Here is a 17,858-nt window from a genome sequence, read left to right as displayed (position 1 = left end):
CATCCCCAACAACCCACCGTGTGCGCCCCGGCTCCACACCGTTGCCGTGAACCACGGGCGCCCGCGCATCGGAACGCAGCCCCATGGTGTTTGTCATCACATCAGCCGCCCTGGCCGGGATCATCCTGGCCCTCTACGCCCAACCCCATGCCCGGCGCATGAAGGAAAAACGCCGCGCCAAAAGCCGAGGCTGCCGCCTGATCCCCTGAAAGCCCCACAAAGGCGGGCCATCCCCCTCCCTTTTCGGCCCTTGTGGCCCATTTTTAGGTTGATCCACCGGACGCATTGTCGTATCGTCTTGGCACCTTAGCCGGCCCCTTTATTCCCAGAGGGGCCGTTTCTGTCTTGGGCCGCCGGAGCCCGAAGGATTCAGGTAATACCAGCGTGAGCAAACGCAAGCTGCGGCCGCCCGGCGATGACATGTGACATCGGCCCGTTACCTTGGACGTGTGGAGGTGCAGGGGCCTTCGCATCCCTTTCGTTCTCCTCACTCCCCCTCAACCGTCCTCACGGAGTACATATAAAATGGAATTATCTCAGCAACAGGCGGCTGCCGTGGAGCACCTCGGCTCCCCCGCCCTGGTTGTGGCCGGTGCCGGCTCGGGCAAAACCCGAACCCTCACGGCACGGTTTGCGCGACTCATGGAGCGCAACGTGGACTCCAGACGCATTCTGGCCATCACCTTCACCAACAAAGCCGCAGGGGAGATGAAGACCCGTCTCATGCAGATGACCGGTCGCATGGACACGGATTTCCCCTGGGTGCGCACCTACCACAGTGCCTGCTACACCATATTAAAGAAACACTGCACCAAGCTGGGCTACCGCATGCCCCTGGAGATCTTCAGCAGCTACCACCAGCAGAAGACCATCAAGGAGATTGCCCTGACCCAGAACATCGACAAAAAACACGCCCCGGCCATCCTGTCTGAAATCTCCCGGGCCAAGAACTCCGGCAACGTCAACCGGTACTTCGATGCCCTGCCCCTCATCACCCGGAGCCGCACCGAAGGGATCTACCGGGAGTACGAGCGCATCTTAAAAGAGAAGAACGCCCTGGACTTCGACAACATCCTCTGCCTCACCCGGGACCTGCTGCGGGATCACCCCGAAGTCCAGGCCGAGTACCGGGAAAAGTTCCAGCACATCCTCGTGGACGAGTACCAGGACACCAACAACCTCCAGGAGGAGATCACCCGCCTCCTGCTGGGCCATGAAAACCTCTTCTGCGTGGGCGACGACTGGCAGGCGGTCTACGGGTTCCGGGGCAGCAACGTCAGCCACTTCCTCTCCTTCCCCGACAAGTACCCCAACGCCCGGATCTTCCGCCTGGAGCAGAACTACCGGTCCGCAGACGAGATCGTCCAGCTGGCCAACGGCATCATCGGCTTCAACGAGAGCCGCATGGACAAGCACTGCTTCTCCGAAAAACGAGGCGCCGTCATCCAGGCCCGCACCTTCTTCAACGAGTTTGAAGAGGCCGAGTGGGTGGCCCGGAAAATCCGCACCGAATTCCGCAGCGGGGTGGACTACGAGGACATGGTGGTGATGTACCGCACCAAGGCTCTCTCCCTCTGGTTTGAAAAGGCCCTGCGCCAGCTCCAGATCCCCTATCAGATGGTAGGCTCCAAGGGCTTCTTCGAGCGCAAGGAGATCCTCGACCTCAACTGCTTTCTCCTGGCCGCGGCCTTTCCCGGGGACGACGTGGCCTTCGAGCGCATCGTCAACACCCCCAAGCGGGGCATCGGCCCTTCCATGATCACCAAGATCTCCCAGGCGCGGGTGGGCCTCATGAGCCTGCAGGAATCCGCCAGGCAAATGGTCAAAAACCGCGTGCTCTCCAAAAAAGTGCACGATGGCCTCACCATGATCTTCGAGCTCCTGGACGCCATCAAGGAGATGCCCCCGGCCCTGGCCATCCAGGAGATCCTGGACCGCACCGACTACCTGGGGTACCTCGAGGGGTACTGCAAGACCCCGGACGAGTTCAACACCCGCAAGGACCAGGTGGAGGAGCTCCTCCACACCGCCTCCCTGAAGGAGAACCTGCTGGACTACCTGGAAGACGTAAACCTGATCCAGGAAGACAAGGACGACGATGACGGGGGCGGCAAAGGGGTCCACCTATCCACGGTCCACGCCAGCAAGGGCCTGGAGTACCGCATGGCTTTTATCGTGGGCCTGGAAGAGCAGCTCTTCCCCCACTGGCGATCCATGGAGAGCGACCGCGAACTCGAGGAGGAGCGCCGCCTCATGTACGTGGCCGTCACCCGTGCCGAAAGCCACCTCTACGTCACCTCCGCCTCGTCACGGCGGAAAAAGCGCACCAAAAAAAGCCGCTTCTTCTACGAACTCGACGAAGCCATGGACGAACTGGGCATCTGATTCCCCTCAAAGCGCCCCGGCAGTCGGTCTGCCGGGGCGCTTTGCCTTTGGGCCCCCTCCCCTGCCCCCACCTCTTTTTTACCGCCTGTACACATTTTTCTTGACACAAGGGTCACCGAAGAAATACCTTTGCATACAAACTAATATGACGAAACACCATTTTTAGCTTTTCCAAGATAATATTTTCAATTTATTAACTAAAACATAAAAATAGGGCACAAGAGCAAGATCAAGGGAAGTTATCCTTACAAACTTTAACCCGACATCATCGTGCCGGACAGCCCCATACTGAACATTGATCATGTCTCCAAAATAGAGGCCCGTCGCAAAGACTCCCGGAACGGCCCAAACCCCGCTCCGCCAGGCAAACGTCTCTTCCCGGAAGACAACACACGGACACACGAAACCCACGGGATCACATGATAAAAACGTACAAAGACTGCATCTGCTTCCTGTTTGCCAAGGCCAACCAGAAATCACAGGCCGTCTTGAAGAAAATGCTCAAACCCTACGGCCTGACCCCGGTCCAGATCCTGATCCTCGAAGCCCTGTGGGAGGACGACGGGTTGACGGCAGGGGACTTGAGCAAGCGCCTGGTTCTGGACAACGCCACCCTTTCCGGGGTCCTGGACCGGCTGGCCGATGCCGACTGGATCTCCAAGGAGACCGACGCCGAAGACAAGCGGGCCATCCGGATCCACCTCTCGGCCAAGGCCCGGGAATACCAGGAGGACCTCCTCCAGGCCCGCGAGCACGTCAATGAAACGATTTTGCAGAGCTTTTCCCAGGAGGAGAAGCTTCTTTTAAAACGTCTTTTAAAGGACTTGAGGTAAGTGTATTGCGGCGGATGGTAAGCGCCGGGGGTGCCCGCCGAGCCCAGGCCTTCATTGGAGCCGCTTCATAAACGCCCACACCCTTACATCAATGAAGAAGGAAAGGAATTGAAATGGATTTCAACTTATCACCACTGAACAAGATGGTCATCAAAACGGCAAAGGCGTTCTGTGAGACAGAGATCCCCGGGATAGATGCTTACATGAAAGAGCACAAAGACTATCCGCCCAATCTCCAGGAGATCTTTGCAAAGCACAAGATGCTCGGCATGGACGTTCCCAAAAAATACGGGGGCATCGGCGCCGACAACTTCAACCTCATCCTCATTGCCGAAGAGGTGGGCAAAACCGGGTCCACCTGCATGCTCCCCTTCTTCATGAACAACTCCGTTGCAGAGACCATCTGCCACTGGGGCACCGAAGAGGTGATCGAAAAATTCGTTCCGCCCCTGTGCGACGGCACCGCCTGGGCCTCCATGGCCTTCACCGAGCCCAACACCGGTTCCGACCCCCGCGCCCTGACCCTCACGGCCGAGCCCGACGGGGACGACTTCATCTTAAACGGCACCAAGCGTTTCATCAGTATGGCCAACAAGCCCGGCTACGGCATCTTCTTTGCCAAGGACCTCTCCATGAAGGGCAAGCCCTTCGACACCACGGCCTTCATCGTGGACAAGACCTCCCCGGGCATCACCTTCTCCGGCCACTACGAGCTCATGGGCCTGGACGGCGCCGACACCTGCGATGTCTTCTTCAAAGACGTCCGCGTGCCCAAGGCCAACATCCTGGGCAAGCAGGGCAAGGGTTTCCCCATTCTTCTGCGCTGGATCGCCGGTGAGCGTATCCAGCAGTGCGCCGCCACCATCGGCGGAGGCCAGGCAGCCCTGGACGAATCCGTGAAATACGGCAACGAGCGCGTGGTGGGTGGTTTTCCCATGGGCTACATGCAGGGCTTCTCCTGGATGCTGGCCGACATGAAGACCCGCGTCGAGGCGTGCCGCCTCATGTGCTACAAAACCGTCAAGCTCCAGGACGAGAGCAAGAAAGGCTTTGAGGCCGCCTCCTCCGAGCTCAAGGTCTTCACCGTGCCCATGATCCAGGAAGTGTGCCGCCAGGCTGTTCAGTTCCACGGGTCCTACGGCTACTCCAAAGAGTACAAGGTGGAAAAACTCTTCCGTAACGCCATGCACGTCGGCGTTGTCGCTTCAAGCCTTGAGATCAACAAGACCATTGCCGGCATGACGATCCTGACTCAGAAGTAAGGCACGCGGCGACACGCCGGCCCGGTGCCCGTGGGCGAAACAGCCCATGACGCGATCACACGCGAATCGACGACTTTACCGATTAAGAGGACTTCTAAGATGAAAATCATTGTATGCATAAAACAAGTTCCCGACGTAACCGAGGTAAAATGGGACGAAAACGGCTCCCTGATCCGATCCGGTCTTCCCAGCATCATCAACCCCAACGACAAGAACGCCATTGAGGCGGCCCTGACCCTGAAAGAGGAGAAAGGCGCCGAGGTGACCGTTGTCTCCATGGGGCCCCCCCAGGTTGAGGAGGCCCTTCGGGAGGCCCTGGCCATGGGATGCGACCACGCGGTGCTCCTGACGGACCGCAAGTTCGGCGGCGCCGACTGCTGGGCCACGGCCTACACCCTCGGCCTTGCCATCAAGAAGCTGGGCAACTTCGACCTGATCTTCTCCGGCGTGGAGGCCATGGACGGCAACACCGCCCAGGTGGGCCCCGAAATCGCCGACTTCCTGGAGCTTCCCCTGCTCTCCTACGCCGAAAGCATCGAGGTGGGTGACGGCACCGTCAAGATCCACCAGAAAATGGGAGACCTCACCCGGGTCATCGAAGGCCCCATGCCTGCCCTGATCACCTGCGAAAAAGAGCTCAACGTCCCCAGGATTCCCCGCATGGACCTGGTGTTCGAATGCTTTGAAAAAGAGATCCAGGTCCTGGGCATGGCCGATGTAGACGGCGAAGTGGGCAACTTCGGCCTCAAGGGCTCCCCCACGCGCCTGCGCAAGGTCTTTTCACCCAAGCGCGCCAAGGCTCAGGTGGAGTTTCTCGACGGGACGCCCAAAGAGTCCTCGCAGAAGCTGGTGGAAAAACTTCAGGAAATCAATGCCATCTAAGGAGACGATCATGACTGCTAAAAAAGATCTGAGTGCATATAAAGGCGTATGGGTATTCGTGGAGCAGTTTCAGGGTAAGCTGACCCGCTCCACCCTTTCATTGGAGATCCTCGGAGAGGGCCGCAAGCTCGCCGACAAGCTGGGCAGCGAGCTCACCGCCGTCATCCTCGGGGAGAACGTCGAGGAAACCGCCAAGGAGCTCATCGCCTTTGGTGCCGACAAGGTGCTCATGGCCGATGCCCCGGTCCTGGCCGATTACCGCACCGAGCTCTACACCGACATCATCTGCAAGGAAGCCGAAGAGCGAAAGCCCGATATTCTCCTGGTGGGCGCCTCGGCCACGGGCCGCGACCTGGCCCCGCGCATCTCCTTCAGGCTCCACACCGGCTGTACCGCAGACTGCACCGAGCTTGACATCGACGAAGACAAGAAAATCCTCGTCTCCACCCGTCCGGCCTTCGGCGGCAACGTCATGGCCACCATCCTCTGCCCGGATCACCGGCCCCAGATGTCCACCGTACGTGCCGGCGTCATGGCCGTTCCCCAGAAAGATGAGTCCCGCACCGGCGAGATCATCAAGATTGAGGTGACCGCCAAGGAAGAGGACGCACAGGTCAAGGTTCTGGAAGTGAAGCAGCACGAGGCCTCTGCCCAGAACATCCAGGAAGCCATCCGAGTGGTCTCCGCCGGCATGGGCGCCTGCTCCGGCGACTGCTTCGACCAGCTCAAAGACCTGGCCAAGGAGCTGGACGCCGAGATCGGCGGCACCCGCCCCGTCTTTGAGACCGGCCTCATCTCCCACGACGTCCAGATCGGCCAGACCGGCAAGACGGTCCGCCCCGAGCTCTACCTCGCCGTGGGCATCTCCGGCACGGTCCAGCACACCACGGGCATGGCTGATTCCCGTACCGTCGTGGCCATCAACAAAGACCCCAACGCCGAGATCTTCAAGTTTGCCCACTACGGCATCGTGGGCGACGCCAAAGACGTGGTGCCCCAGCTCATTGAGCAGCTGAAAGCCGTCAAGGCATAGGGCACACGATCTAAGAAAAGCGGGGCCCGGCTGGAGAGAGGGGTCCCGTTTTTTTTGGCGATCGACGCGGCAGCTTAAGCGGCAATGAAGCCTCCGGCGGGTCGCTTTTTTGAAAAAAAGCCCCGCAAAAAATTTTTCTCAGGCCTGAAAGGTTTACTCAAAACCTGTTTGCCAAACTTTTTAAACGTTTGGCCCCGGCAGGGCCGCCGGAGGCAATTTTTTTTCAGGAAGGAGGATCAGTGATTCAGACAAAAATAACTGAGATGTTCGATATCGAGTACCCCATCATCTGCGGTGCCATGATGTGGATCTGCAAACCCGAGCTGTGCGCCGCCATCTCCAACGCCGGGGGCATGGGCAACATCACCGCGGCCATCTACAAGACCGAAGAGGAATTCCGGGGCGCCTTGAGGAAAACCCGGGAGCTGACGGACAAGCCCTTCACCGTCAACATCACCCTGCTGCCCTCCATCAACATCACCCCCGAACACCACAAGATGTACCTGACGGTCTGCGCCGAAGAGAAGGTGCCCGCCCTGGAGATCTCAGGGGCGCCCATCGACAAGGCCTGCGGCATGGAATACATCGACATGCTGAAAAAAGCAGGGGTCAAGCTCTTCCACAAGGTGGGCTCCGTGCGCCACGCCATGCACGCGGAAAAAGCAGGGTATGACGGCATCTTTGCCGCAGGCATCGAAGAGGGGGGCCACCCCCTGAACGACGACGTCACCACCATGCTCCTGACCCCCCGCATCGTGGAGTCCGTGAACATCCCTGTGGTGACCACCGGGGGCATCGCCAACGGCAAAACCATGGCCGCCGCCCTGATGCTCGGAGCCGACGCCGTCATGATGGCCAGCCGGTTCATGGCCACCAGAGAGTGCGATATCCACCAGAACATCAAGGACGAGCTGGTGAAACGCCAGGAACGCGACACCACCCTCATCTGCAAATCCGTGAACCTCCAGGGCCGGGCCCTGATCAACGAGACCACCAACGCCGTTCTGGACGTGGAAAGCAAAGGCGGCGGCCTGGAGAAGATCATCCCCCTCATCACCGGGGACAAGTGCCTCAAGGCCTGGGAGACCGGAGACGTGGACGTCGCCCCCATGATGGTGGGCCAGTCCATCGGCCTCATCCACGAGGTCACCACCTGCAAAGAGCTCCTCGCCTCCATGGCGGCAGAAGCCGAGGCAGAGATCAGCAAGCTCCACGGCAAGCTCATCGCCTAAACCCTTTCGGCTAAAGCGATTCAGCGCATCCAAATCAATTAAAAAAGGCGGAACCCATTGGGGTTCCGCCTTTTTTATTTCCTGAAGGCCCTGAAAACCAGACAGATATCTCTGCAAAGACGACTGCCGAATGTCACGAACCACGCCGCCGAGGGCTGGCTTTCCCACCCACTTTAACCATAGAAGGCAGTGCGGTTAAATCGATAATGGACAAGGAGCGACATCGTATCCTCTTACCTCGAAGCTTGTGAGCCTCCCCGCACAAACCATCAACGTTTATATCGGGCGTAGCCCGAGCCGAAGGCCCTTGCGCTTTGGCCTGAGGAACGAAGGGCAAAGCGCAAGGGCAACCTGCTTTCGAGGTGGCTCACCTCGCCGCCGGAGGCCTGCTTTTCCCCCACTTTAATCATAGAAGGTCTCCGGTTTTGCCGCGCACTCGTATGTCAACAGGTTGTCCTGCACAAAGCGCCCCGGCGTGGTCCCCACCACGCGCTTGAAGTGATACGTCAAATGGCTCTGATCAGAAAACCCCACAGCCAGTGCTGCCTCGGCGATACCCGCCCCGTCCGAGAGAAGGCCCCGGGCCTCGGCAACGCGCCGATGGGTGAGGTACCGATGGGGAGACATGCCGTATCGCCGGGTAAAAAGACGCTGCAGGTGAAAAGGGCTGAGGCAGGCAACGGCCGACAGGGTGGCCAGGGTCAGGGGCTCTGCGTGGTGGGTGCGGATGTGGTCCCGCACCCGCGCCATGGCCGCATCCTGCCGCCCCACCGCACACACCTCCGGCGGATCCTGGGCAAAGGAGAGGATGATTTCAGAGAGCAGGCCGTAAAGAAGGCTCTCCTTGTCAAGGGCTGGGGCCAGGGGATCGGAGAGCATCCTGAAAAAGCGCCCAAAATCCCGGGAAATGGTGTCATGTGTTGCGTGCACGCAGCCGAACCACACCCCGGACACGCTCTTTTCAGAGATCTCGGAGGCCACGCGGGCCAAAACCGCCGGATCCACCGACAGGAGGCGATAGCTGTGGGCGCCCTCCTCCCCGGAAGCGCAGGCATGCACCTGACCGGGGTTCAGAAAGAAAAGCCCGCCCCTCAAAATGCGCGATTCGCCATGCCCGTGGGCGATCACCCGAACGCCCACGTCCACCATGCCCACAACAGCGGTTGTGTGACTATGGGATTCAAAGGTGTTGGACACGTCCTGCCCTGCCACCGCTTCCACGCCGCATAAAAAGGGAAGGCTCGAAAATGTGATGCGCTCCCGTGTTGCCATGGTCTCTTTTTTGGCCTCCGAAAATCAGCCTCCGGCGGCAAGGTGTGCCACCTTGAAAGCAGGGTGCGGACGCGTTTTGCCCCTCGTTCCTCGGGTCAAATCACATCCGCATTTAGAGCAAAATTCATTCAAAAGAAATTTTTAAGACCTGTTTGTTAAATTTTTTTTAAAAGTTTAGCCCCCGGCAGGGCCACCGAAGGCAATGCGATTAAATCGATACTGGACAACCTGTGACATCGTATCCTGTTACTTTAAAGCTTGTGAGCCAGCCCGAACAAACCATCAGCGTTTACGTCGGGCGAAGCCCGAGTCGAAAGCCCTTGCGCTTTGGCCCGAGGAACGAGGGACGAAGCGCAAGGGCAATCAGCTTTCGAGGTGGCTCACCTCGCCGCCGGAGGCACGCTTTTGGAGCCGACTTTAACCATCGAGGACAGGCTTTTTCACGGATCTCTCAGTTGCTCAGGGCAAGGCAGGAAAAAACGTGGCGCGAAGCAGGAGCCCTTTGTCTCCAGCTTTGACGCCATGGGCTTCCCCCTTGGGTATCACGGCAAGGCGCCCCATGTGGTAGGGGTGGTGCTTTCCGTCAAACTCAAGGGAGCCCTCCCCGCCCAGGACCTCATGGAGCTCCCACTCTTCCCCGTGGACGTGGGACTCCAGGGTGCAGCCGGGGTCGATGCGAACCATGTGGGCGCTCAGCGCCCCGTCCGTGCCCTCACCGGAGACAAGGGACTTTAAGTACACCCCTTTAAAGAGAGGGTGAGGGTTCCACGGGCCGGTCTGTTTCGGAGCCTCCTCTCCCTTGTACGTTACAGAGCCGTTGGCCATTGCCGCAAACAATTCCTTTTCCATTTCCATGGCATCCTCCAAGTCAAAAAATTTGGTTGGGTCGTGTTGACGTCACGGCAACACTACCTGCCCGCGTCTCCGGAATCTTGGAGGATCTTGCGAAAATGCTCTGCGGCTTCAGTCTACGTCGTCCTTTTCCAGGGCGTACCAGTCGATGCCCCGGGTGATGTACATGACCACCGAAAGCACGAGAAACAGGCCGACACTGCCCATGATCAGGGCGTAGTCTTCAAGCTGAAGCACAATGTAGAGGTAGGCATAGAGCACGGTCAGGATCCCGAACACCGTGACGGTGAAGCGGTTGTTGCGCAGAATCCCCCGGGAGTATCCCGTGATGAGGGCCGTGACGGCCGTTGCCGAGATGATGTAGGCCAGATCGAAGTTGAGGTGCTCGGAGATGGAGAGGAGCAGCACGTAGAAGAGCAGCACGGCCAGCCCGATGAGGATGTACTGAATCGGGTGGACCCTTTTCTTGCTGATGATCTCGGAGAAGAAAAAAGCGGCAAAGGTAAAGACGATAAACATCACCGCGTATTTTGAGATGCGGATGGACTTCTGGTAGATGTCCGCCGTCACCAGAAGGTTCACCCCAAAGGCGGAGTCTCCCACCTTGTACTGGTTTCCGGACCACACCTGGGGGTAGTTCCGGTTCAGGTGGAGCACCGACCAATCCGCGGAAAAGCCCCGGTCCGTCACCTCCCGCTGGCTGGGGAGAAACGAGCCGTTAAAGCTGGGGGAAGGCCAGCTTGACGCCAGGGTCACCCGGGTGGTCTCCCCCACGGGGATAAAGTGGAGCTCTTCGCTGCCGTTGAGCTTTAGCCGCAGGGAGAAGGGCGTTTTGGCCCGGTCCGGGGACAGGGGGATGGCGCACTGCACCCCGGAGGAGGCAATGTCCGTGGTTTTGAGCCCCGGGCCTGCCTTGTAAGTCGCCTCCCCGCAGGTCACGGAGATGGTGTCCCGGATCCCCCGCATGTCCGAAATCCCCACGGAAAAAACCGCCTGATCCCAGAGCACATGGTCGGGGTCGATGCCGGAACGGGCCAGGTCGGGAAGGGCAAAGGCCCCGGAGATCTCCAGCCCGGCGGTGTAGAGCACGGCCTCGTAGAGGCTTCGGTAGCGGACCTCGGTATCGAGCTGCCCCTTGATGGCCACCTCCTCGGGCAGTACATGAAGGTACCGCAGGGTGTAGGTCAACTTGTCGTCTTCATCGCGGAAGTAGGACTTGTAGGGAACCGTGAAAAAAGGCCCGGTCACGGTCTGGCTGTTGCCCCACTTGGCGTTGATCTCGTACACCACGTCATCGCGCCGGAACTCCCGCTCCCGCATCAGGGAAGAGACCATGGCCATGGGAATGAGCAACACCAATACCAGCACGCCGATGGAGATCACCTTCACCGTGGCAGAGTTCCGTATAAAATCACCGGTCTTTCTCATCGTTTCCTGTTTTTTCATACCATCTCCTAAAAATAAGGACAGCCTCTAAGGTTAAAATCGGGAGCAAAAAAAAGCCTCCGGCGGCGAGGTGAGCCACCTCGAAAGCTAATTGCAAATGCGCTTTCCCCCTCGTTCCTCGGGGAAAATCACATTCGCATTTGGTTTGGATTGGCCTGAGTCTTTTTTAAGCCTTACCGTTAGGACCATGCCAAGATTAAATGGCACATGACGGGATCATCTCATAAGTCCTCAGCATGATTTTTTGATCGATGCGTCAATACATAACGAATGTGAAGCAGAGTATCGTTTTGTATTAATATTTGTAACTATTCTGCTATGCCTCCGGCGGGTCGCTTTTTTAAAAAAAGTTCCGCAAAAAACTCTTCTAAGAAAATGTCGAAATTGTTTCGGCGTAGCCTGGAAGGCTTACTTAAGACCTGTTTGTCAAACTTTTTAAAATTTGGCCCCCGGCAGGGCCGCCGGAGGCAATTTTGAGCTGAATAGGTACTAATATTTTAAGGCATAACCCTCAGACGCGATACGTGACCTGCATCCCCTGAATAAAATTCCGCAGGATCTGGTCCTTGCACTCCCGGTAATGCTTGTGGCCGGGCTTTCGGAAAAAAGCGCTCAGCTCGTGCCTGCTCATGCCGAAATTCGCCCGGGCCATGATCGCCAGGACGTCGTCCGAGGTGAGGTTCAAGGCAATCTTGAGCTTTTTAAGGATAAGATTGTTTGTCAGGCGCGTCTCGGCCTCGGGCTGCGGGCCTTCTCTCCGGCCCCGCCTGTGGATGATGAGCCCGTTTAAAAAACTCGCCAGCTTGCGGTCGGAGAGTGTTTCAAAGGAAGGATCCTCCTCCCGTTTCAACCAGGCGGCAGCCTGCTCCCGGGTGACCTCAAGGCCCCCTGAGACGAAGAGCTCCGCCATCTTCGGATCGCTGAAGTCAAAGGCATAGCGAATCCGCCTCAGTATATCGTTGTTGTCCATCGTGTGGTCCTTGTTTTCTCGTAACGATTCAGCTCAAAAAAAACAGCCTCCGGCGGCAAGGTGTGCCACCTTGAAAGCAGGTTGCGGATGTGTTTTGCCCCCTCGTTGCTCGGGTCAAATCACATCCGCCTTTAAAGTAAAAATTCACTCAAAAAGATTTTTTGAAACCTGTTTGTTAAATTTTTTTAAACGATTAGCCTCCGGCAGGGCCGCCGGAAGCATAAGCTGAACAGTTACGTTTTCTCCATCAAAAAAAGGGGTATGGTAACGATTCATAGGTCACCCCGCCATACGCATTTCCCTTTACATCCCATATGCACCTGCATTAGTAAACCGATGCGGTCTATTTCCTTTTCTAAAATAAAGGATTTGCTTCTCCACGGTTTCTGTTAGGGCATAGCCCTTACGCCATGGTTCCATCCGTCTGACGCTATAGAATAAAGTTGGTGATATGAGATTGACTGATTTGCGACGTGCCCTGCCTGATTTGCTTCACCCTGTGTTTGTCTTCTTTTTTATCCTCCTGATCATGACACCCACCGCCTTTGGGGACTGCCGGGGCTGCTGCTCCGGCCACGGCGGCGTGGTCTGCCAAGACGGGGTGACGATCTGTGGTGACGGGACGCCCCTGTCGGAGGCCTGCCAAGCCAGGGGCTGCATCGGGTGCGACTCCGAACCCTCTGTGATCGCCCAAAACGATCCGGGCCCATCCGCAGAGCCCCTGGCCGTGGCCAACTTCAACATCCAGGTATTCGGTGTCTCTAAAGCAAAAAAACCCGAGGTGATGGAGGCCCTGGGATCCATTATCTCCCACTTTGACGTGGTGGCCGTCCAGGAGATCAGGGACAAAAGCGGAAAAGCCATCCAGTCCCTGGAAGAGCAGGTGGACGCCCTGGGACGGGACTACGAAACGGTCATCGGCCCGCGTTTGGGGCGCACCTCCTCCAAAGAGCAGTACGCCTACCTCTACAGGACCGATGTCCTTGAGTTCATCGAGGCCTACACCTTTGACGATTCACGCGAAGATACCTTCCACCGGGAGCCTTTCATCGCGCAGTTCAAGACACGGCAGAGCAATTTTTCCTTTGTCCTCATCACCCTCCACACCGACCCGGACGATGCCACCTCGGAGATCAACGCCCTGCCGCAGGTGGTGACCGATGCCCGCGCCCATTTCCCGGAAGAGACCCGCTTCGTGATCCTGGGGGACCTGAACGCGGACTGCGCCTACTACGATGAGGACGAACTCTCTTCTCCCTTGAGGGGCGAGGGGTTCAGGTGGCTCATCACCAACGGCATGGACACCAACCTCGCCCGGTCGGCCTGCGCCTACGACCGCATCATCATCACCGAGGAGACCGCCCCGTACTTCACCGGCACCTCCGGGGTCTTTCCCTTTGACGAGATCCTGGGCCTGTCGGCCAAGGAGGCCAAAGCCGTCTCCGATCACTACCCGGTCTACGGGGTCTTCACCACCGCCCCTGTCGGACAGTAGATAAACTCACGATGAAGGCCCGACCACGATCTCCTTTCCATCCACGAGAAAGCGGGCCCCTGACTTGTCCATGACGATCCGTACTGTTTCAAACCCGTCCAGGGGCGCCGAAGCCCCGTTCCATTCCAGCCGGTCCTCCCGGATCACAATGCGATGGGTATTGCCGTCCACCCTGGCCGTCACCCGGCAAACCGAGCCTTCGGCGTAACTCAAGGCCGAGACCACATCGCCTGTGAACGTGTAGGTCACGGTCTTTCCGTTGAACGTGGACGTACCGGAGGACGTGTCTGCAGACACAGGCCCGGTGCAGCCAACGAAAAGAACAACAAAGAGAAAAACACGCACAAAACGGTGCATATAAAAAACCTCGCGTGGGTGTGTTTAAAGCGTATGCCTTCTATGGGAAAAAACATGCCACCGGCGGCCAGGTGGGGGCACCTGGAAACCCTATGGCGAATGCATGGGAGCAGACACCCTGCAAGCGGTTTCGGTGCATTCGCGTGGTGTGTGACAACTGGCAGCCGTTTTTGCAGGAGAGGCTCATTTCATTCTTCTGGAAACACAATAAAGGGTATTTGGGATTCCCTTGCCTTTAATCGGAATAACTCCGGCGGCAAGGCAGGGCCGCCGGAGGCAAGATCTACATACGTTTGCCCTGGGCGGCAAGGTGAGCCACCTTGAAGGCAGGTTGTGAACGTGCTTTCATGGTATTTTCCGCTCACGTGGCTTCGGCCCTGTCGTTGCAAACGTTTCCCAGAGTCCTTCATGTTATGCCAGAAACCGGAGTATTGGGGGTGTGATCTGCATTACACATGCAAAAATCCATGGCGGGAAAAAGACGAAAGGCGTGTCATGGGGATTGACCGGAGTGCCTTGGTGCGCTTTGTCGCTGCGGTGTCTCGCGATGCGTTCCTTATAGTAAGGAATTTTCGGAGCACCAGCCTTCCTGCAGGGGCCCGGTATCAGGAAGACGGCATGCCCTCGATAACCTGGGCGGCCAGGTGCTTGATCACCCCGGTGCCCGCAAGGTCGGGCTCGCGCTCTCCCCTGGCTTTCTCTTTGAAGCGCCGGATGCCCTCCCTGTCGGAAAGGGCGATTCGTCCCTCAATCCAACGAAGGGCTCCATCTTCGGTATGGAACACCACGGCGGGCCCGAAGAAATCCTCCCCGGTCCCTTGGGAAAGCCGCCCCCTGACAAGGCAGTGTTCAATGGCAAAGGACGCCGGCTCCGGTCCAAGCGTCAGCAGCTCCCCGAACAGGGCCACACTTTCCTCCACAGAGCCGGCATCCTTCCACTCCACGGCCGCCCTCCCCTCGTACTCAAGCTGCTTGATGTCGGCCTCGGTAAAGGAGAGATCCAGGCGCGAAATGGCTTCTTGATAGACACTCTCCACCGACGCCGCCTTGCGGCTGATAACCACATCCGAGTCGCTTAGGATGCGCATGGCGTTACGGATGCTGATCATCTCTTTTAAGGTGGGCTCTTTGCGCATGGCCACATCATCCACGGTACTTTTATAGACGGGCAGATCGTTATCCAGCACAAGGAGGGTCTGCGGCTCCTCCCCTGTGGCGCCTTCGGGGAGGTAAAGTTCCAGTCCCCGGATCTCACGGCTTCTGAACCCGGCGGCCACAAGGAGTCCCCGCATGGCTTTTTTATCGATCTTCCTGCCGCTGCCCACGGGACCGAGGCTGGCAAGCACCCGCTGCTTCATGCGGTCCAACGCCAGCTTTTCCAGAAGATTGTCTTTAAACGACATGGCGGCTCCTGCTGTTGAGGGTTGTCGGCCATACTAAAATCCAGGGCCAGCGCATACCTTCCCCTTGCATTTTATGAAAAAGCACGGGCTTTTGTCCTAAATATCGAACACCTGCGAGCCGATATAATAAAATACATCGTACACATTCATGTTCGCCCCTGAAAAACGTGCCGTTTAGTCCCTGCGGAGACGATCCCGATCCCCTGCGGGAATTCCTCTGTCCTTCCGTCAGGCGAGGTGCGTGCCACACAGGGCAGGGTGACATGGCACAACCTTCTGTCTCATAACCGTATAACATGTAACGAAAAAAATAAAACGCTGCAACACACGCGGATCGATACAAGGAGACTTTTCATGTTCAAAAAACTCAAGTTGAGGGGGAAAATCGTTCTGCTCATCTCCCTGGTGGCCCTCGTCGCCTTCACCGTGTCCATAACGGTCATGACAACCAAGACCCACCGCATGGTCAAAGACGAAGCCCTGTCAAAGGGCATCGAACTGGCCAACCGCCACGGCAATGAGGTCAAGGCATTGCTGGAGCTGCCCCTGGAGTCGTCACGCACCGTTGCCCGGAGCATCATGGGCCTGAAGGGTCAGGGGGGCATACCCGACCGAACGGCGTTAAACCGGCTCCTCAAGGGGGTCATCGCCAACGACCCCGAGCTCCAGGGCATCTGGGCCTGTTTTGAACCAGACGCCCTGGACGGTCGGGATGCCGAGTTTGCGGGCACGGCCAACCACGACGACTCCGGTCGCTACATTCCCTATCTCTACCGCCTGGGTTCGCCCCTCACCGTGGACAAACTCACCGATTACACCGTCCCGGAGACCAACAACTACTATGTGATCCCCCAGCGGACCGGCAAAGAGTACATCACACCGCCCACGGTCTATACCATCGGCGGCAGGGAGGTCATCCTCACCAGCCTGACGACTCCGGTGATGGAAAACGGCGGAGCCATCGGGGTTGTGGGGCTTGATATCCAACTCAACAGCCTCTCCGACCTGGTGGCCGACATCACCCCTTACGGCACCGGATATGCCGCCATCATCGCAGCCAACGGCACCTATGCCGCCCATGTGGACAAAAAGCGCATCGGCCAGTCCATCGGAGATCAGGGCGACTGGGCCAGGGCGGGTGAAGCGGTCAAAAAGGGAGAGCCCTTCCGCTTCACCGACCACTCCGCACACCTTGACTCCGATACCTTAAGACTCTTCGTCCCCATCGAAATCGGCAACACGGGCCAGCACTGGTCCTTCCTCGTCACCCTGCCCCTGGACAAGGTGATGGCCAACGCCGACAAGATCCTTGTCACCAACATCACCATCGGGGTGCTCTCCTTTCTGATTTTTGCGGCCGTGGCCTGGGCCATCGCCACCTCCATTGTGGGGCGCATCAAAGAGAACGCCGCCATGATGAACGACATCGCCAAGGGGGAAGGGGACCTGACCAAGCGCCTTGAGGTTCGATCCGAAGACGAAATCGGCGAGCTCTCCTCGGGGTTCAACCTCTTCATGGAAAAACTCCAGGGCCTCATCCGGGAGGTGGCCTCCGGGGTCTCCTCGGTAAACGACGCCTCCGAAGGCCTTTTGTCCATGTCCGAAGAGCTGGCCGGGAGCGCGGACAACGCGTCCTCCCGTTCCACACGGGTGGAGCAGTCCACGCGGGACATGACCGAGAACCTCACCGGGGTGGCCGCGGCCATCGAACAGTCCTCCACCAACATCGCCATGGTGGCAACGGCAACGGAAGAGATGTCCGCCACCATCAGTGAAATCGCCAAAAACACGGAAACCGCCCGGGGGGTCTCGGCCACTGCTCTGGAGCGTACCCACGGCACGTCCCGGGAGATGGACGCCCTCCGCAGCGCAGCCGAGGAGATCGGCAAGGTCACCGAGACCATCACCGAAATCTCTGAACAGACCAACCTGCTGGCCTTAAACGCCACCATCGAAGCGGCCCGTGCCGGAGAAGCCGGCAAGGGGTTTGCTGTCGTGGCCCACGAAATCAAAGAGCTGGCAGCCCAGACCGCCGAGGCCACGCAGGGCATCAAAAAAATCGTGTCAAGCGTCCAGGCCACTGCCACGGCGTCGAGCACCGGCATCCTGGAGATCACCTCGGTCATCACCGAAGTCAATGACATTGTGGCCACCATCGCAGGGGCCGTGGAAGAGCAGTCCGCCGCCACCAGCGAGATTGCCGAAAACGTGAACCAGGCATCCCTGGGCATCCAGGAGGTAAATGAAAACGCCGCCGGATGCACGGTCATGGCAGGGGAGATCGGAAACGACATCGCTGAGGTCAACAACGCCGCCGAAGGCGTCACCCGTATCGGGGGATCCCTCCAGGCCAGCGCCGAAGAGATGCGCACCATGGCCGACCAGCTGGGTTCCCTGGTGGGACGCTTCAAAACATCCTGACACCGCGCAAAAAAA

General features: G+C 58.3%; 16 protein-coding genes. 9 read left to right on the top strand and 7 right to left on the bottom strand.

Annotation, left to right across the window (positions count from 1 at the left end):
- The first annotated feature begins 83 nt into the window (after positions 1 to 83).
- The 7 genes from MSL71_RS26665 (at position 84) to MSL71_RS08425 (ending at position 7,627) form a co-directional block, all read left to right on the top strand.
- Positions 84 to 209 (top strand): hypothetical protein, encoded by a 126-nt coding sequence (locus MSL71_RS26665; RefSeq protein ID WP_281374457.1) that lies wholly within the window; start codon positions 84 to 86, stop codon positions 207 to 209.
- Between the two features lie 316 nt (positions 210 to 525).
- On the top strand, positions 526 to 2,385 hold the full coding sequence (locus tag MSL71_RS08450) for an ATP-dependent helicase (RefSeq protein WP_180138752.1): 1,860 nt from the start codon (positions 526 to 528) through the stop codon (positions 2,383 to 2,385).
- 419 nt (positions 2,386 to 2,804) lie between these two features.
- Positions 2,805 to 3,218, top strand: coding sequence for a MarR family winged helix-turn-helix transcriptional regulator (locus tag MSL71_RS08445; RefSeq protein ID WP_180138750.1), 414 nt, complete (start codon positions 2,805 to 2,807; stop codon positions 3,216 to 3,218).
- A 113-nt stretch (positions 3,219 to 3,331) separates the two neighbouring features.
- A complete protein-coding gene (locus tag MSL71_RS08440; RefSeq protein ID WP_180138748.1) occupies positions 3,332 to 4,480 on the top strand; it encodes an acyl-CoA dehydrogenase family protein in 1,149 nt (382 codons plus the stop codon).
- Between the two features lie 99 nt (positions 4,481 to 4,579).
- A complete protein-coding gene (locus MSL71_RS08435) occupies positions 4,580 to 5,362 on the top strand; it encodes an electron transfer flavoprotein subunit beta/FixA family protein (RefSeq protein WP_180138746.1) in 783 nt (260 codons plus the stop codon).
- A gap of 10 nt (positions 5,363 to 5,372) precedes the next feature.
- Positions 5,373 to 6,395 carry an electron transfer flavoprotein subunit alpha/FixB family protein gene (locus MSL71_RS08430; RefSeq protein ID WP_180138744.1) on the top strand — a complete coding sequence of 341 codons (1,023 nt, stop codon included), beginning with the start codon at positions 5,373 to 5,375 and terminating at the stop codon, positions 6,393 to 6,395.
- A gap of 239 nt (positions 6,396 to 6,634) precedes the next feature.
- Positions 6,635 to 7,627, top strand: a complete 993-nt coding sequence (locus MSL71_RS08425; RefSeq protein WP_180138742.1) for an NAD(P)H-dependent flavin oxidoreductase — start codon at positions 6,635 to 6,637, stop codon at positions 7,625 to 7,627.
- Between the two features lie 269 nt (positions 7,628 to 7,896).
- Here MSL71_RS08425 and MSL71_RS08420 read toward each other — a convergent pair whose 3' ends face one another.
- The 5 genes from MSL71_RS08420 to MSL71_RS08400 all read right to left on the bottom strand — a co-directional run bounded on the left by MSL71_RS08420 (position 7,897) and on the right by MSL71_RS08400 (position 12,167).
- On the bottom strand, positions 7,897 to 8,037 hold the full coding sequence (locus MSL71_RS08420; RefSeq protein WP_180138740.1) for a hypothetical protein: 141 nt from the start codon (positions 8,035 to 8,037) through the stop codon (positions 7,897 to 7,899).
- Entirely contained in the window at positions 8,030 to 8,899 is an 870-nt protein-coding gene (locus MSL71_RS08415) for an AraC family transcriptional regulator (RefSeq protein WP_180138738.1), read from the bottom strand. Before MSL71_RS08415 ends, MSL71_RS08420 begins: the two co-directional genes overlap by 8 nt.
- A 459-nt stretch (positions 8,900 to 9,358) precedes the next feature.
- Positions 9,359 to 9,754: a cupin domain-containing protein gene (locus MSL71_RS08410; RefSeq protein ID WP_246317746.1), complete on the bottom strand. Its 396-nt coding sequence runs from the start codon at positions 9,752 to 9,754 to the stop codon at positions 9,359 to 9,361.
- Between the two features lie 108 nt (positions 9,755 to 9,862).
- Positions 9,863 to 11,197, bottom strand: coding sequence for a cell envelope integrity protein CreD (gene creD / locus MSL71_RS08405; protein WP_180138736.1), 1,335 nt, complete (start codon positions 11,195 to 11,197; stop codon positions 9,863 to 9,865).
- A 511-nt stretch (positions 11,198 to 11,708) separates the two neighbouring features.
- Positions 11,709 to 12,167, bottom strand: a complete 459-nt coding sequence (locus MSL71_RS08400) for a YehS family protein (RefSeq protein ID WP_180138734.1) — start codon at positions 12,165 to 12,167, stop codon at positions 11,709 to 11,711.
- Between the two features lie 451 nt (positions 12,168 to 12,618).
- Here MSL71_RS08400 and MSL71_RS08395 point away from each other — a divergent pair, with 451 nt between their 5' ends.
- The gene (locus MSL71_RS08395; RefSeq protein ID WP_180138732.1) at positions 12,619 to 13,662 is read left to right on the top strand and encodes an exonuclease/endonuclease/phosphatase family protein; all 1,044 of its coding nucleotides are present in this window, start codon (positions 12,619 to 12,621) and stop codon (positions 13,660 to 13,662) included.
- 6 nt (positions 13,663 to 13,668) lie between these two features.
- Here MSL71_RS08395 and MSL71_RS08390 read toward each other — a convergent pair whose 3' ends face one another.
- Both MSL71_RS08390 and MSL71_RS08385 read right to left on the bottom strand, forming a co-directional pair.
- On the bottom strand, positions 13,669 to 13,911 hold the full coding sequence (locus tag MSL71_RS08390) for a hypothetical protein (RefSeq protein WP_180138730.1): 243 nt from the start codon (positions 13,909 to 13,911) through the stop codon (positions 13,669 to 13,671).
- A 713-nt stretch (positions 13,912 to 14,624) separates the two neighbouring features.
- Complete coding sequence (locus tag MSL71_RS08385; RefSeq protein WP_180138728.1) at positions 14,625 to 15,422, bottom strand: hypothetical protein; 798 nt, start codon at positions 15,420 to 15,422, stop codon at positions 14,625 to 14,627.
- A gap of 354 nt (positions 15,423 to 15,776) precedes the next feature.
- Here MSL71_RS08385 and MSL71_RS08380 point away from each other — a divergent pair, with 354 nt between their 5' ends.
- Positions 15,777 to 17,843 carry a methyl-accepting chemotaxis protein gene (locus MSL71_RS08380; protein WP_180138726.1) on the top strand — a complete coding sequence of 689 codons (2,067 nt, stop codon included), beginning with the start codon at positions 15,777 to 15,779 and terminating at the stop codon, positions 17,841 to 17,843.
- Positions 17,844 to 17,858 lie beyond the last annotated feature (15 nt).

The organism is Desulfoluna butyratoxydans, from assembly GCF_900699765.1.
Taxonomy (GTDB): Bacteria; Desulfobacterota; Desulfobacteria; order Desulfobacterales; family Desulfolunaceae; genus Desulfoluna; species Desulfoluna butyratoxydans.
Note: the sequence above shows the minus strand (reverse complement) of the source record. Positions and strands in the feature narration are given on the sequence as shown.

Coding starts and splice junctions, on each gene's coding strand:
- MSL71_RS08395 (WP_180138732.1), top strand. CDS start 12,619: ATGAGATTGACTGATTTGCGACGTGCCCTGCCTGATTTGCTTCACCCT.
- MSL71_RS08435 (WP_180138746.1), top strand. CDS start 4,580: ATGAAAATCATTGTATGCATAAAACAAGTTCCCGACGTAACCGAGGTA.
- MSL71_RS08445 (WP_180138750.1), top strand. CDS start 2,805: ATGATAAAAACGTACAAAGACTGCATCTGCTTCCTGTTTGCCAAGGCC.
- MSL71_RS08385 (WP_180138728.1), bottom strand. CDS start 15,422: ATGTCGTTTAAAGACAATCTTCTGGAAAAGCTGGCGTTGGACCGCATG.
- MSL71_RS08430 (WP_180138744.1), top strand. CDS start 5,373: ATGACTGCTAAAAAAGATCTGAGTGCATATAAAGGCGTATGGGTATTC.
- MSL71_RS08440 (WP_180138748.1), top strand. CDS start 3,332: ATGGATTTCAACTTATCACCACTGAACAAGATGGTCATCAAAACGGCA.
- MSL71_RS26665 (WP_281374457.1), top strand. CDS start 84: ATGGTGTTTGTCATCACATCAGCCGCCCTGGCCGGGATCATCCTGGCC.
- MSL71_RS08415 (WP_180138738.1), bottom strand. CDS start 8,899: ATGGCAACACGGGAGCGCATCACATTTTCGAGCCTTCCCTTTTTATGC.
- MSL71_RS08450 (WP_180138752.1), top strand. CDS start 526: ATGGAATTATCTCAGCAACAGGCGGCTGCCGTGGAGCACCTCGGCTCC.
- MSL71_RS08420 (WP_180138740.1), bottom strand. CDS start 8,037: ATGATTAAAGTGGGGGAAAAGCAGGCCTCCGGCGGCGAGGTGAGCCAC.
- MSL71_RS08380 (WP_180138726.1), top strand. CDS start 15,777: ATGTTCAAAAAACTCAAGTTGAGGGGGAAAATCGTTCTGCTCATCTCC.
- MSL71_RS08410 (WP_246317746.1), bottom strand. CDS start 9,754: ATGGAAATGGAAAAGGAATTGTTTGCGGCAATGGCCAACGGCTCTGTA.
- creD (WP_180138736.1), bottom strand. CDS start 11,197: ATGAAAAAACAGGAAACGATGAGAAAGACCGGTGATTTTATACGGAAC.
- MSL71_RS08400 (WP_180138734.1), bottom strand. CDS start 12,167: ATGGACAACAACGATATACTGAGGCGGATTCGCTATGCCTTTGACTTC.